This window comes from Sulfurimonas sp. (assembly GCF_041563495.1).
Classification (GTDB): domain Bacteria; phylum Campylobacterota; class Campylobacteria; order Campylobacterales; family Sulfurimonadaceae; genus Sulfurimonas.
Genome location: NZ_JBFFMZ010000001.1, coordinates 287,626 through 302,129 on the forward strand (window position 1 = coordinate 287,626; position 14,504 = coordinate 302,129).

Annotated in this window: 12 protein-coding genes; 3 read left to right on the forward strand and 9 right to left on the reverse strand. The window is 35.0% G+C overall.

The annotated features are described in order from the left end of the window. The first annotated feature begins 113 nt into the window (after nucleotides 1–113). Nucleotides 114–1,874 carry a GGDEF domain-containing protein gene (locus ABYK18_RS01375; protein ID WP_373034778.1) on the forward strand — a complete coding sequence of 587 codons (1,761 nt, stop codon included), beginning with the start codon at nucleotides 114–116 and terminating at the stop codon, nucleotides 1,872–1,874. Between the two features lie 89 nt (nucleotides 1,875–1,963). Further along, the gene (locus ABYK18_RS01380) at nucleotides 1,964–3,679 is read left to right on the forward strand and encodes a DNA polymerase III subunit gamma/tau (protein ID WP_373034779.1); all 1,716 of its coding nucleotides are present in this window, start codon (nucleotides 1,964–1,966) and stop codon (nucleotides 3,677–3,679) included. 1 nt (nucleotide 3,680) lies between these two features. Here ABYK18_RS01380 and ABYK18_RS01385 read toward each other — a convergent pair whose 3' ends face one another. The 3 genes from ABYK18_RS01385 to ABYK18_RS01395 form a co-directional block, all read right to left on the reverse strand. Beyond that, nucleotides 3,681–3,893: a hypothetical protein gene (locus ABYK18_RS01385; RefSeq protein WP_373034780.1), complete on the reverse strand. Its 213-nt coding sequence runs from the start codon at nucleotides 3,891–3,893 to the stop codon at nucleotides 3,681–3,683. Nucleotides 3,894–3,965: 72 nt separating this feature from the next. Beyond that, a complete protein-coding gene (locus tag ABYK18_RS01390) occupies nucleotides 3,966–5,360 on the reverse strand; it encodes an ATP-binding protein (RefSeq protein ID WP_373034781.1) in 1,395 nt (464 codons plus the stop codon). Further along, entirely contained in the window at nucleotides 5,354–6,028 is a 675-nt protein-coding gene (locus tag ABYK18_RS01395) for a response regulator transcription factor (RefSeq protein WP_373034782.1), read from the reverse strand. Before ABYK18_RS01395 ends, ABYK18_RS01390 begins: the two co-directional genes overlap by 7 nt. 160 nt (nucleotides 6,029–6,188) lie before the next feature. Between ABYK18_RS01395 and ABYK18_RS01400 the strand changes: the two genes are divergently transcribed. Then, nucleotides 6,189–6,644, forward strand: coding sequence for a hypothetical protein (locus ABYK18_RS01400; protein ID WP_373034783.1), 456 nt, complete (start codon nucleotides 6,189–6,191; stop codon nucleotides 6,642–6,644). Here ABYK18_RS01400 and ABYK18_RS01405 read toward each other — a convergent pair. The 6 genes from ABYK18_RS01405 to ABYK18_RS01430 all read right to left on the reverse strand — a co-directional run bounded on the left by ABYK18_RS01405 (nucleotide 6,641) and on the right by ABYK18_RS01430 (nucleotide 14,501). Further along, the gene (locus ABYK18_RS01405) at nucleotides 6,641–7,453 is read right to left on the reverse strand and encodes a YmdB family metallophosphoesterase (protein ID WP_373034784.1); all 813 of its coding nucleotides are present in this window, start codon (nucleotides 7,451–7,453) and stop codon (nucleotides 6,641–6,643) included. The genes ABYK18_RS01400 and ABYK18_RS01405 overlap by 4 nt on opposite strands. Further along, nucleotides 7,453–10,443 (reverse strand): DEAD/DEAH box helicase, encoded by a 2,991-nt coding sequence (locus ABYK18_RS01410; RefSeq protein WP_373034785.1) that lies wholly within the window; start codon nucleotides 10,441–10,443, stop codon nucleotides 7,453–7,455. Before ABYK18_RS01410 ends, ABYK18_RS01405 begins: the two co-directional genes overlap by 1 nt. 85 nt (nucleotides 10,444–10,528) lie before the next feature. Beyond that, nucleotides 10,529–10,840, reverse strand: a complete 312-nt coding sequence (locus ABYK18_RS01415; protein WP_373034786.1) for a polymer-forming cytoskeletal protein — start codon at nucleotides 10,838–10,840, stop codon at nucleotides 10,529–10,531. After that, nucleotides 10,837–11,793, reverse strand: coding sequence for a M23 family metallopeptidase (locus ABYK18_RS01420; protein WP_373034787.1), 957 nt, complete (start codon nucleotides 11,791–11,793; stop codon nucleotides 10,837–10,839). Before ABYK18_RS01420 ends, ABYK18_RS01415 begins: the two co-directional genes overlap by 4 nt. 3 nt (nucleotides 11,794–11,796) lie before the next feature. Next, nucleotides 11,797–12,951, reverse strand: coding sequence for a folylpolyglutamate synthase/dihydrofolate synthase family protein (locus ABYK18_RS01425; RefSeq protein WP_373034789.1), 1,155 nt, complete (start codon nucleotides 12,949–12,951; stop codon nucleotides 11,797–11,799). Then, nucleotides 12,951–14,501, reverse strand: coding sequence for a GGDEF domain-containing protein (locus tag ABYK18_RS01430; protein ID WP_373034791.1), 1,551 nt, complete (start codon nucleotides 14,499–14,501; stop codon nucleotides 12,951–12,953). The genes ABYK18_RS01425 and ABYK18_RS01430 overlap by 1 nt, the downstream gene beginning before the upstream one ends. Between the last annotated feature and the right edge of the window lie 3 nt (nucleotides 14,502–14,504).

Genomic DNA, 14,504 nt, shown 5'->3' on the forward strand with positions numbered 1-14,504 from the left:
TTATTTAGTAAAATATTATCATCGTAACAATTAAATTCTCCTATGCTTACAAGCATATTCTGCTAAAATATTTTAGTAACCATTTTGAAATATTCTAAGACTAGAATTCTGATATGGAAAATCAATTACCGCAAGAGTGGCAAAATAAATTAAAGATTCTAGACATTGCTTTTCAACCGATACTTAATATTCATACCGGAAAAATATTTGCTGTTGAGGCACTTTTAAGAAACTATCAAGAGGCCGGTTTTGAATCAATATTTTCACTTTTTGACGAAGCATATCAAAAAAATATATTATATTCATTTGACATAGCACTAAGAAAAAAGACTATTGAGAAATTCACAAAGATTGCCATATATGAAAATATCAAATTATTTTACAATCTTGACAACCGTCTCTTCGAGATGCCAAACTTTGCCCAAGGAAATACTAAAAAGATTCTCTTAGAATATAACATCAAAAAAGACACCATATGCTTTGAGATATCTGAGAGACATCAACTAGACGGTGTTCACGATATGCAGATAATAATGCAGCACTACAAGGACAACAACTACTGTATAGCTATAGATGATTTTGGTGTCGGATACTCCGGTTACAAGCTTTTACACGATGTAAAACCCGACATACTCAAAATCGACAGATTTTTTTTACAGGACGTACATAAGCATCCAAAGAAAAAAGTTATGCTCAAAAGCATAACACATTTAGCTGTTCAACTCGGAATTCAGGTAGTTGCCGAGGGTGTAGAGACAAAAGAAGAATTACTTATATGCAGAGATGTAGGATGTCATCTTGTTCAAGGTTATTTTATACAAAGACCGACCACAAATATAGATGAGATAAAATCAAGTTATTCAGAAATATCAGATATCGTAAACAGTGACTTACGCTCAGCAGAACAAAGGTATGAGATATTAGGCTATATAAATAAAGTTCCTACCCTCTATATAAAAACAAAGATGACTGCTGTTATAGAGTACTTTAAAAAACATCAAGAAGCTACTATCATACCTATAGTAAATTCATATTATGAACCGGTAGGAATACTCCAAGATACACAGATTAAAGATTTTTTATACTCTCCATACGGCAGATCGCTTCTGCTAAATGACGGGTCAAAAAAGTCAAAACTGAAAAACCTTGTTCACCCATGTGCCATTGCAGACATCAACAGCGATATGTCTACCATTATAGAGCTTTTCTCAAACAATTCCGAATCTATAGGAATAATTATCACAAAAGATTCAGAGTATTATGGTTTTTTATCTGCAAGAGCAATCATCACTATAATGAATGAGCAAAACCTGCTCTTTGCAAGAGAACAAAACCCGCTTACAAAACTTCCCGGAAACACGATGATAGAAAAGTACATTTGGGAAGCTTCCAGGTCAAAAGAAAAATTTCTTCTATGTTATTTTGATTTAGACAATTTCAAGGCATTTAACGATGTGTACGGATTTAGAAATGGAGACAGAGTCATACAGCTTTTTGCAGATATTCTTAGGAAAAACCTGCCTACTGAGTTTTTTAAAGCTCACATTGGCGGTGATGATTTTTTTGCCGGTGTAAAAAGCGATGAAAAAGAGGACTTCAATTTCATAACAGATGTAAACAATGTGGTAAAAAAGTTTACTAACGATGTAATAGAGTTTTACTCTCAGGATGATAAAAACAGAGGTTATATACTATCAAAAGACAGAGAGGGAAATAAAAAACAGTTCCCTCTTTTAACTGTCAGTGCTTCAATCCTGATAATACATGAAAAAACGAACAAGAGGTCAATAGAAAATATAAACAATATCTTATCTATCCAAAAGAAGGTTGCAAAAGATGAGTCAACACACGTTTCTCTTAGTTGCATGATATGAGTACAAAAACATATCTTCGTATTTAATTATTAAATCATAGTTTAACTCTTTAGATGCTAAAATCTTTATAATTTAATTTGGAGTTGCATGTGAAAGAGTCTTCTGAAGTATTGGCAAGAAAATATCGCCCGGCAAATTTTGATGAGCTTATAGGTCAAGAGACCATTGCTCAGACTCTATCGCTCGCACTTGATTCAAACAGACTCTCCCATGCTTATCTGTTCTCAGGACTTAGAGGGAGCGGGAAGACTTCAACAGCCCGTATATTTGCAAAGGCTCTTATCTGCGAAGACGGCATGACCCATCAGCCGTGCGGAAAATGTCAAAACTGTACTTTAGCCGTTGAGAACCGTCATATGGATATAGTTGAGATGGATGCAGCATCTTCACGCAAGATAGATGATATAAGAGACCTGATAGAACAGACAAAATACAAACCTGCATCTGCCAGATATAAGATTTTCATCATCGATGAAGTCCATATGCTTACAAAAGAAGCTTTCAATGCACTTTTAAAAACTCTGGAAGAACCTCCAAGCTACGTAAAGTTCATCTTGGCAACAACAGACCCGCTAAAGCTTCCTGCAACAATTTTAAGTCGTACTCAACACTTTAGATTTAAATCAATTGCCACTAAAAAGATAATTGACCATCTATCTCATATCCTCAACCTAGAAGAGATTAAATATGAGATAGACGCACTTGAGATTCTGGCTAGAAGCGGAAAAGGAAGTTTAAGAGATACTCTTACTCTCCTTGATCAGGCAATTATATATTCTAAAAACCATGTAGATGTCCGTACTGTAACAGATATGCTTGGTCTTGTTGACCCTAAGTTTATCACCGACCTGTTTAGTGCCGTCTTTGCAAAAGATTATGCCCAGCTTGTAGCGTATACAAAAGTTCTTGAAGACTATGAAGCTGAGATGGTTGTCGATGAGCTGATTGCCTATCTTAAAGAACGCATGTATAATCAAGATGCTCTATTTTCTACACTTGTCCTAGACAGGTTTTTTAGAATTTTAAGTGATTCAAAATCTCTCTTTAGCATTAATGCAGACGGTTCATTTGTTCTGTCTATGATATTTTTTAAGATGGTTGAAGCTCTTCGCATAAAAGAGGTTGACCAGATGATAGAGTCTCTTCAAAAAGAGATAAGACGACCTGAGATATCAAGTATAAATATAGAACCTGTTCAAAGTGTTCAAGTCCAAGAAAAATTTGAAGAAGATGAAACTCAGATACCAGAGATGCATATACCTGAATCTAAAGATGAGCCTATTCACCGAGAAGCGGAACCTGTACCGTTACCAAATCTATCTTTAAAGATGTTTGATGAATTAATAACAAGTATTAAAGACCGTAATGCTGAACTTGGCAGATGCTTCGCTGAATCTATAAGTTTCGTCTCTTACGAAAATGATCTGCTTACTTGGGAAAGTTGTGCAGATGACGAATGTAAAAAGACTCTTACCCACGGTTACTCTGCTATTAAACAACTTGTTCGTGAAGTTTTTGGTTTTGAGACAAGAATCAAACATCAAGCATGCACAAAAGAGATTATCGAAAAAAAAAATCTTCCTGAACCAGAACCCATAATACAACCTCAGATGCAACATGAACAAAGCACTTCTATGATTGAAGATGCTGAAATGGGAGGTAGTGCCAGTTGTGTAACCAACTGCTCAGCCGATAACAACGATGCTAAAGAGATAAATCCAACTGATATTAAAGAAGAGCCTATAGTTCAAAAAGCCATAGAACTGTTTGAAGCTACTAAAATAACCATACAGTCTAAAATATAATTTATTCAAAAAATATTTCACTGCAACAAAGATTCTCCTCTTTGCAAAACTCTAAAATATTTCTGTATGGTGTAGAGTTTCTTCGCTTTATAGTCGCAAAGTTTGCCTGAGACAGTCCCAAGGCATCTGCCACGTCTTTATCTAAAACTTTTTTACTTTTCCCTACTGCCAAATATAGTTTTATTTCTTTAATTACGCCATGAAAATCTCTCATATATATTCCTACTAAATCAATAGCATAAATATAGCTCAAGAAAAAAAAGAGTTACAGATATATGACAATTTGCTATTTTTTCAGCATCTCTTTTACTGAAAAGCTAAATACAGAGCCCTCTGCAAACTTGGATTCTATCTCTAACTTTGAATTGTGCATTTTTAATACGTAACTAACCATGGCCAATCCTATTCCCATTGAGTTGTCCCAGGTATTTTTTTTGACTCTGTAAAATTTTGAAGTAACTTTATCTAAATACTCTTCTTGGATTCCTATTCCTTTATCAACAACAGAGAGCTTATTATTTTTTAAAATCACTTTTACATCTGTTTGAGAGTATTTTAAAGCATTATCAACCAGATTGGTAAGAACAAGTTCTATCATGGTCTTATCCGCCTCTACTATAGTTTTATCCGCTTCCACGAGTATCTCTCTGTCTCTGTACTTTAAAGACATGTTTGATGAGACTTCTTCACATAAACTCTTCATATCAAAGAATGTTAAGCTTCTCTTTAAATCATTATTTTCAAGTTTGACAGAGAGTGCGAGGCGGTCAAGCATCTGGGAAATCTTATCCCCGTTTGAACTGATTTTGCCTAAAAATTTTTCTCTAATCTTTGGATTTATATCAGGGTCTTCTTGCAGTGTTTGAGCATAACCGACAATGGAAGCTACCGGATTTTTAAATTCGTGAGAAATAGCAGATAAAATATCATTTCTTTGCTTATTCATAAGTCTGAGTTTAGCCGTGTATTTTCGCTTTTGTTTATCTCTGGAACTTAACTTTTTCACGAGATTTTTAAGCATTAAGGATATCTGTAAAAACTCATAAAAATATTTTGTTTTTATAATAGCATTGTAGTTTTTGTTTGATATCTCATCCAAAAAGAATGTAATTTGGTCTATGTCATAGAGTATTCTCTCACTCATTCGCTTTGAAATATAAAATGCGACAAGAACAACTACTAAAAACAGAAGAAAGAGCTTTGACCACAAGGAGTAGAAATCACTCATGACTTGAGCCAGACTCATAGATAGTCTAATATATATCTTCTTACCTTTATAGGTCAACTTTTTAGCAACATATAAAAAATCTACTTTTAATGTTTTTGAATATCTAGTTATATGAGAAAATTCTTCTTGATTTGCTTGCATAATCTCATATCTTGAACCATGGTTATCCATCGTTGTCTTATCTGCGTTGGATTCTGCGATTACGACTCCATTATCATTTATGATAGTAACACGTAACTTTGTATTTTTATGTACACGTTTAGCATATTCATCTAAATCATTAATGTTCTCTAATTCCAATCCCATAAGGACTATTGCATTTTTTAAATGTTTTTCACTATGATCGATTATAATTGATTTCAGTGCTACGTAGCTGATTAAAGAGGTCACAAAAAGAGTCCCTACAAAAAGCAGCAAGAATTTTATGATAAATATTTGATGTATTTTTAACAAAGCTTGTATCCAACTCCGCGCACTGTATGAATATAATCTTTTGTCTTATCTGGGTCAATCTTCTCTTTAAGTCGGTTGATAGCTACATTTACAGTTTTATACTGATATGCTTCACCGTCTCCCCAAACATTTGTAAGAAGGTAATCACGGTCTAGAACACTGTTTTTATTAATGATAAACTCATATAAAAGGTCAAATTCCAGTTTTGTGATCTCTACACTCTTGCCACCTACGGTTAGTTCTCTTGTTCTTTTATCAAGTAACAAATCTCTGTGCGAGAGCTGTCCTTCATTAAATTTTTTTGTTGTTCTTCTGAGTATAGATTTTACCCTGAGAATTAATTCTTTCATATTAAAAGGTTTTGTAAGATAGTCATCCCCGCCTCTTAAAAACCCCTCTTCAATATCTGAGTCTCTATTTTTAGCACTAAGATAGATAACCGGAGTTAAAACACCTTCTTCACGAAGAGTTGCTACAAACTCACTTCCCTCCACTCCCGGAAGATTTCTATCCATGATAAGCAGGTCTATATCTTCTTCTTCAAGTATTTGACTTACTGTTTTTGTATTTAAAAAGCCTATAACTTCAAAACCTTCTTTGTCAAGACTATATTCAATAAGTTCGAGTAAATCTTCTTCATCTTCAACCACTACTATTTTAGCACTCATAAATGTGACCTTCAAAATATCTTTTTATTATTGTATCAAAATGTTGTTTTAGTTTGATTACAGTACGGTAACAAGTTACTAAACATCCAAAATAAAGATAAAAGAAACTTATAAGCTGATTTGATTTATAATGATTGCATATAAGTCTGAGGAGTGTGTTATGTTTATATCATCGTACAATATGTACATCAACACAAATAACTCAGATAAGAGCGTGAACCAGAGGATTGAAAAGTCGAGTCCTGCGAATGCCTCTTTTGCATCTGAACTTGCTCAAAACAGTATAGTAGAATCAAAAAGCACTCAAAACCTGCCGATAACTTACATCTCAAACTACAAAGCATTCAGTAATAAACAGAAACTGCAAGAACAGTTTCCAAATAAAGATGAAGTGAAATATGCAAAAATAAATACTTTGAAAAATGCTAAAGCCGCTTATGAAGACAACTCGATAATGTTTTCACTTTTCATAGAGCCAAAAGCGACTCAAAGCCAAACACCTCATATAGATGCAGACCTACCAAATGACCTTCAAAAAGCACAAGAACAAAATATGCGTCATGTTATGGTAAATACGTATCTAGAAAATGATAAGTACTACCAAATCACAGCCTAATCTTCTTCCATCCAAGCTTCTGTTTTTAGTACGCGTCCATCGCAAAAGTATTTTAGTTTAAAAGCATTTGAGCACCTACCCTCACTAAAATCCATAATGGCAAGTTGAAGTATTTTTTTACATTTTTTCGGTACGTCAAAGTGCCCTTTCATCCCTGTTATGAACTGTTTTAAAGGCACTTTTGGATCCATACCTATGACATTGTCTCTACAGCCCGTTAGTCCTATATCAGTCAGATACGCCGTATTTTTTGATATTTGAAAATCATCAGTTCCTACATGAGTATGTGTCCCTATAATTGCACTGACTTCACCCTGAAGCATCATCATCATACCGCGTTTCTCACTTGTAGCTTCAGCATGAAAATCTATAAAGATATTTTCTACGCCGTTCTCTTTTAACTCAGCTACCGTCTGTTTAGCTTTTCTAAAACCATTATCAGCCATCGGCATTGAATAATGACCCATCAGGTTTAAGACTCCAAGTTTTTCGCCTGCAATCTCATATACTTTACAGCCGGTTCCGCTTACTTCATCCGGGTAGTTATGCGGGCGCAGTATTTCATGAGAATCAAATAGTGCTTCTACATCCTTTTTATCCCAAGTGTGATTTCCTCCTGTCATACAGTCAATGCCGTAAGATACCAGTTCATTGGCATTTTTAACTGTAACGCCAAAACCATGAGATGCATTCTCATAATTTGCGATTACGAAATCAACACTATACTCTTCTCTTATCTTTTTAAGATACTCTTTTAGCATCTCTCTTCCCGGTCTTCCTACTATATCACCTATAAACGCAATTCTCATTATAGTACCTTTGGTTTATTGTTTCTAAGATAAAAAAGCACCGCTTTGATGATGTCATCATCATCTTTGGACGCTGATTTTATGCTTTCTTTTGAATCATTTAAGTATGTTACAGTTATATTTTGTCCATAATTCATAACACTTTTAATTTTTTTCTCTAAACTCAGAAGTTTTATGACCATCAGTTCAAAGAACTGCTTTGTAGGGTTGTCCAACTCTCCAAATCTGTCAATTATCTCTTCTTCTATTTCGTAAATCTCTACAGGCTCTTCACATTGTGAAAGCCTTCTGTAAATATCTAAACGGAGTCTGTCTTCTTTTACTACCTCATCAGATATAAATGCCGAAATAGTAAGTTTTATATCAACTTTTGCTCTTTCACTTTCCATCGTATTGCTAAGTAGTTTAATAGCATCTTCGAGCATTCTAAGATATAGTGAATAGCCTATGTTTTTTATATGCCCGCTCTGTGCATCTCCCACAAGGTTTCCACCTCCGCGTATCTCTAAGTCATGGTAAGCCAGAACCGAACCGCTTCCCAAAAATGAGTTAGACTCTAAGGCTAAAAGACGTTTCTTTGCCTCGTCTGTAAGGTTCTCTTTGTTTTGCACTATAAAATATGCAAAACCTTCCATATGACCGCGTCCTACACGACCGCGAAGCTGATGCAGGTCTGCTATACCAAATCTGTCTGCACCGTCAACGATCATAGTATTCACATTTGGCATATGAATGCCTGATTCGATAATAGAAGTAGCTATCATAAGATCATACTCCCCAGCTTCAAACTTCAACAACTCTTTTTCAGTCTGGACTGCCGAGATTTTTGAGTGAAGCATTACAATACGCAAATCTGGAAGAATCGCTTTTAGTTCACCTAGTTTAATCGGCATATGATCTATAGAATTATGCACATAAAAAACCTGTCCGCCGCGGCGAAGCTCACGCATAACTACTTCTTTTATAAGTTTTTCATTATACTCTTTTACAAAGGTTCTTACACCTTGTCTCTCACTCGGAGGAGTAAGCAGTTGAGACATAGTTTTGATAGAACTGAGTGCCTGATTTAATGAACGAGGGATTGGCGTAGCACTCATAGACAATAGATGCACGTTATGATATAGCTCTTTTATCTTCTCTTTTTGCTTAACTCCGAACTTATGTTCTTCATCTATGATAACAACGCCTAAGTTTTTAAATGCAAGGCCAAAAAGAGCGTGTGTCCCTACAACAACGTCTATCTCTCCTGACGCCAAGCCTTTAATAGTATTGCTCTTATCTTTTGTACTTACAAATCTGTCTAACTTTGCATATCTTATGCCTAAGTCTGCAAACCTTTCATCCAAAGAGCGAAAGTGTTGGGCAGATAATAGAGTAGTCGGAACGATAAAGGCAGATTGAAAACCTGATTTGTAAGCCGCAAAAATAGTATTCATGGCAACTTCGGTCTTACCAAAACCGACATCACCGCTAAGGAGTCTATCCATAATGTGACCTGAACTCATCTGAGTGATTATTTCATCAACTGAGTTTGTCTGGTCATCCGTATAATCAAAGCCTGAGAGTTTTTGAAAATCCTGAAGTTCTTTTTTTGAAATTGTGATTTTTGGAGCTTTTATAAGCTCACGCGCAGCAGCAGTATTTACAATCTGCCCTGCTATCTCCATAAGTCGCTTTTTAACCTTCTCTTTCAGTTTTCCGAAGCTGCCCTTGCCAAGCCTGTCAAGAACAGGTGTTGAGCCACCTGAAGCTATATAGCGGTCTATAAAGTCTAAATTTTCAACAGGTAGAAGGATCTTATCGTCACCGACATATTTTATGACTATAAAATCTTTGATTCCGCCTAGTATCTCAGTCTGCTCGATTTTTTCAAATATACCTACACCGTAATCTTCATGAACAACATAATCACCGGCTTTTAAATCATCCAGCAAAATAGAGCTCTTTCTTCTGCGTCTTATCTTATCGGGCTTGTTCAAAGAGATGACAAGTTCATCTTTTGAAACTACATTTAAAATATATGGGGCATAGACTTCTTTTATACTTGTAAGATTAAAAAGACCCGCTTGTTTCATTAAAGCTTCATTGGCAGCTATGATAGTTATTTTCTTATCTTTATGAACCTTTAGCAGAGTATGAAGGTCAGTAACGACTACTTCTCTAAAATCATCACTATCTTCCAAAACTTCCAAATTAAACTCTTCTCTGGATACTATCGGATTATTCAAAGCATATGCATCTACTAAAAGCTTATCCAAGGAGGCTGCCAGTTTTGCTTTTTTACCATCTAAAAAATTAGATGCACTATCTTCTAAATACCAAAACCCCAGAGATGCGACATCTTTTACTAAAGAGTCAAACTCACTCTTTTGTACTCTCTCGTTAAGAGCATTGAAACTCTCTTCATCAAGAGAGTAAAATGCGGGAGTCACTTCAATACTCTCAAGCTCTTCACTCTGTGTTCTTTGGGATTCGAGTTCAAAATACTTTATCTGTTCTATTTCATTATCAAAAAGAGAGATGCGTACAGGCATCTTGGATGCCGGTGCATAGATGTCTATAATATCTCCGCGAAAAGATATCTCGCCCTCAACCTGGACCATATCAACAAAGTTATACCCCCAAAACAGCATCTGCTCTTTAAAAGCATTCAAGTCAATGATTGAGCCAAACTCTATTGTCTTTGATTCTAAGAGTGAGGCTTGCGGTAAATGAAAAAGAAGTGTTTTTAAAGGAGATATAACTAATGGCTTCTTTTTATAAGAGTAGTATGTTTTTAAAGCCCAAAATAACTGATGTAGTTCTTCTTTATATACACGTAAATCATCTCCAAAACTTGCTCTCAAATCAGGAAACACGACTACATCACACTCAAAAAACCTTGCAACACTTTCCAACTGTCCAGCTTCTTTTGAATCCTCACATATAAGGATTTCTAAGTCTTGATTCGGCTGTGTTTTAAAATATTGATATAGTGCACTTTGTGACATTGTTTTCCTATTGAAATTGTATTAATGGAATTTTATCTAAGAGAGGCTAAAAAGGATTATAAAGTAAAAGAGAGAATCTTTTACTTTATGCTTTTTTTATTTGTAGTTTTTCTGGAGTAGGGACAGGAGAAGCATCTTTAACAACGCTGTTACCTTCAAAGATACCTTTAGCTTCTATGACAAGCTCACCTGATTCTATGGTCCCGTTAACTCTTCCGGCAGCTTTTATCTCAACTCTTCCGGCATGCACAGTACCTTCAATATAACCTTGTACAACAAGCCTTTGGGTAGTAACATCACCTTTAATGTGACCATTTTTACCGATATTTACTTCTTTGTTAGAGTGTATCACACCTTCAAATTCACCGTCTACATATAAGTTACAAGAGAGATTCATTTCTCCTTTAATCGTAGAGCCAGTTGTGATGATGGTAGTGTTTGTGTCGGGTTTGGTACTTTGATGTGTGCTGTCGCTGTTATTAAAGATTGCCATGGTATTTGTTTTTCCTTTTCAAATATGTTTTTATAGTTTTGTACATTCCACTTTACAAAATAATATGGATCTACTGCGCGTTGAATAAACCTCAATTCATAATGTAAATGCGGACCACTGCTCATTCCAGAGTTGCCTGTATAAGCAACTAAATCGCCCTTCTTTACAAATTTGCCCGATTTTATCACAATCTTGTTTAAATGACCAAAATATGATCTAAAACCGTAGTTATGCTGCAAGATAACAAGTCTTCCAAAACCGCTTCTTTTATGAACACCTGCATACTCGACAATTCCGTCTGCAGTAGCATATACAGGTGTATCCATAGGAGCTTTCATATCAAGACCACGGTGAAACTCTTTTCTGTCTAAAGTAGGATGTATTCTGTATCCAAACTTACTGGTAACACCTTTATACTCAATAGGCGAACCACTTGGTATAAACTGTAAAAGTGTCGCCATATGCTCAGAGTTCAATTTTGTCGCACTGACTCTTTCTTGCAAAGACATATCTTCAACCGGTGCCATTCCGATAAGTGTTTCAATTTCTGAAAGAGAATCAGAAACCTCATTGAGTTCTCTTTTCTTTTCCAAAAGAGCCATCTGTGTATCGTGCATACTCTGATCTAATTCGGCATTTTTTTTCTTTAGCACGTTGTAAGCAAGCTGAGTGTTTTCTCGTTTTATATCTATCTGTTCAACTGAGTAGTTAAGATATAAAATCGTACCCACAGCTATCAACGCTACAAAGCCAAAAAAGGAAGCTACATACCACAGCCCTTTCTTTACTATTTGGTGAAGATGATATTGCTTTACGCCGTTATCATCATTTATAGTAATAGTAAAATGATTATTCATATCTTATCTATCCACTCTCGTATACCTTTTCATAAAAGCCTCAACAACACTAAAAGAACCAAAGACCAAGTATTTAGTGTCATGACTTACGCCTTCAAATATATCATATTCTATCTCTAATTCATTTAAAGTTTTTTTAAGTTGCTGATTTGTCTCTGCTCTTTTATCATTTATTGTTATAATTTCCACATTATTTATTATTGGTTTTAATATTTCAAGTATTTTTTTATAATCTTTATCTTTGTAACTATTGTATACAAGAGTATATTTTTGAGGCTGTAATGCCTCTTTTATAGCCTCTGCCGCCAATGGATTATGTCCAACGTCAACTATTGTATTTTCACTTAAATAAGTTAATCTTCCAAAAAGTCTTGCATCTGTGAAGTTTTTTTCATCATAGTCTATATCTAAAAATTTCAAAGCTGCGATACTAAGTGAAAGATTCTGCACCAAATAGTTCTCAAGTTTTAATTGTTTTGTTATGACTTGTATCTTTTTTCTGTCATTATCATCAAGAATCTCGCTATATCTTTTTATATTTAGAGAGTTTAAATCAGCTAACAAATCTGCTTCATCATATACTTCATTATATTTCTGAGATGCTAAAATAGCACTGTTTTGAATAGCATTTAATTTTGTGGATGCTATTTCTTTTAGTGATTTACCTAAAAAAGCTTCATGGTCATACGCTATCGGTGTTACAAGGGTAAGAACTTTATCAAATACTGCCGTTGCATCATACTCTCCACCCAAACCTGCTTCCATTACTACATATTCACAATCTTTATATACTAACAAGCATAGCAATGTTGTATATTCAAAATAAGAGAGTGCATCCGCGTCGTCTTTTGTCAAAATATTTTGTAACTCTTCATGGGCTGTTTCTAAAATATTGTTATCGACATTTTCACCGTTTTTCCAAATTCTTTCATTAAACTCTAGAATATGCGGCGATGTATAATGCCCGGTATTAAATCCCAAAGAGTGTAAAGCAGAAGCTAAAAAACGTCCTGTCGTACCCTTACCGTTTGTACCGATGACATGGACGATATTTGGTTTTGGCAGATGTGTTTTTACTCGTCCATAAATGCGAGGCATTCTCGTGTAGTCTATCTCGTCATAGTAAAGCGGTTTGTGCGATAAAAAATCGTCCAACACTATTTTTTGTACGCCACTTGATTGCGCCCGTCTTTTTTTGCTTTGTACAAATACTCATCAGCGGAGTGTACAACGCTCGAAAGAGAGGTATGAAGTTTTCGCTCACTCACACCGCAACTCACGGTAACTTCTATTCTCTTCCCTTTATACATAAAGCGGGCTTTTTGAACATGCTTTCTTACTTTTTCAGCAAATATTGCACCTCCATTGGTATCCGTTTCACTCAAAATTACCATAAACTCTTCACCGCCAAAACGACCTACCACATCGACACTTCTTGCTTCATCTTTTAATATCTTTGCAAAGGCACTAAGTACGGCATCACCTGCTTCATGTCCGTAATTATCGTTAACCGACTTAAAGTGATCGAGGTCAACCATTACAATAGTGAAGTTATGTCCATATCTCTCATATTCAGCCTCTTTTACCTTCATAAACTCATCTAATGCACGTCTATTGAATAGTTTTGTTAAAAAGTCTTCTTTTGAAGCATTTTTGGCTTTTTCGAGCTCATCTTCAAGTTTACGAACTTTTTTGCTAAGTATTGCGACTTCATTACTATGGTTCTTCAAATCTTTACTAAGCATCTGTGTATTTTCTTCTAGTGCCGTAGCAATAATAAAGAGTTTTTTGTGTGCTATTTTAAAGTTGGAACTAGTATGTTCGTTGTACGATTCAAGTTCTGCTTTTATTTTTTGAATCTCTACAGTTGATTCATCAGAACTCTCTATCATCTCGATAAGTCTTAAAGATAGTTTGTCAAGAACTCCGTCAAGAGACTCTATCATCTCTTTTACACTCTCTTTATCAAGAGCGATTCGTAGCAAAATCACTGCTTTGATTTCACTCTCTATACTTGCACTGTCTAAAAGTGAAGGGTTGTTTTTTATCCTCTCGCTCAGTAGAGCTATTTTATCATTTACACTAGAAGCAATAGAAGGAACAAAAGATGAGACCAAAAGAGAAGCTATTCTTGAAAGCTCCCCTCTATCGCCGTTAGCCTCTGACCTATTTTGAGAAATATTCAGATTTTCAATAGTTTTTCTTAAGTTATTGCTATCTACATTTCCAAATACTCTTAACTTATTTAAAAAAGTGTCATCATATGTTGTTATAAAATTGACCCAATATTGTCTGAACTGTTCCAACTCGCCGGTACTAGGACTTGAATTTAGAAGTCTGATACTTTGTTTGGCAAGTTCTGTTGCTTCTGCATTATGAAGAACTTCTACAACCTGCAGTATTCTTTTTGTAAGAGTACCTTGTGCTTCAAGCTGTTCTGAACATATAGTTGAGTTTGTTCTATTTATTTTAGAAATCAAAAAACGGGCCAATTCCCCCATTGTCTTTATTCTGTATTGAGATAATTCTTTTTGAATATCTTTGTTTAATGTTTTTGAGAATTTGTCTACTTGATTGCAATCTTCCGTTTGCATTCCCGCTTTTTGTGCTTCTTTGCAAAAGGCTTCAGTATAAGAATCCGGCGTTAAAAGTTTTCCTTCTAACTCAAGTCTTTTCATAGCTTTTTTAATAATACTCTGGATTGTCATGAC

Coding starts and splice junctions, on each gene's coding strand:
- ABYK18_RS01415 (WP_373034786.1), bottom strand. CDS start 10,840: ATGAATCTCTCTTGTAACTTATATGTAGACGGTGAATTTGAAGGTGTG.
- ABYK18_RS01410 (WP_373034785.1), bottom strand. CDS start 10,443: ATGTCACAAAGTGCACTATATCAATATTTTAAAACACAGCCGAATCAA.
- ABYK18_RS01375 (WP_373034778.1), top strand. CDS start 114: ATGGAAAATCAATTACCGCAAGAGTGGCAAAATAAATTAAAGATTCTA.
- ABYK18_RS01430 (WP_373034791.1), bottom strand. CDS start 14,501: ATGACAATCCAGAGTATTATTAAAAAAGCTATGAAAAGACTTGAGTTA.
- ABYK18_RS01385 (WP_373034780.1), bottom strand. CDS start 3,893: ATGAGAGATTTTCATGGCGTAATTAAAGAAATAAAACTATATTTGGCA.
- ABYK18_RS01400 (WP_373034783.1), top strand. CDS start 6,189: ATGTTTATATCATCGTACAATATGTACATCAACACAAATAACTCAGAT.
- ABYK18_RS01395 (WP_373034782.1), bottom strand. CDS start 6,028: ATGAGTGCTAAAATAGTAGTGGTTGAAGATGAAGAAGATTTACTCGAA.
- ABYK18_RS01420 (WP_373034787.1), bottom strand. CDS start 11,793: ATGAATAATCATTTTACTATTACTATAAATGATGATAACGGCGTAAAG.
- ABYK18_RS01405 (WP_373034784.1), bottom strand. CDS start 7,453: ATGAGAATTGCGTTTATAGGTGATATAGTAGGAAGACCGGGAAGAGAG.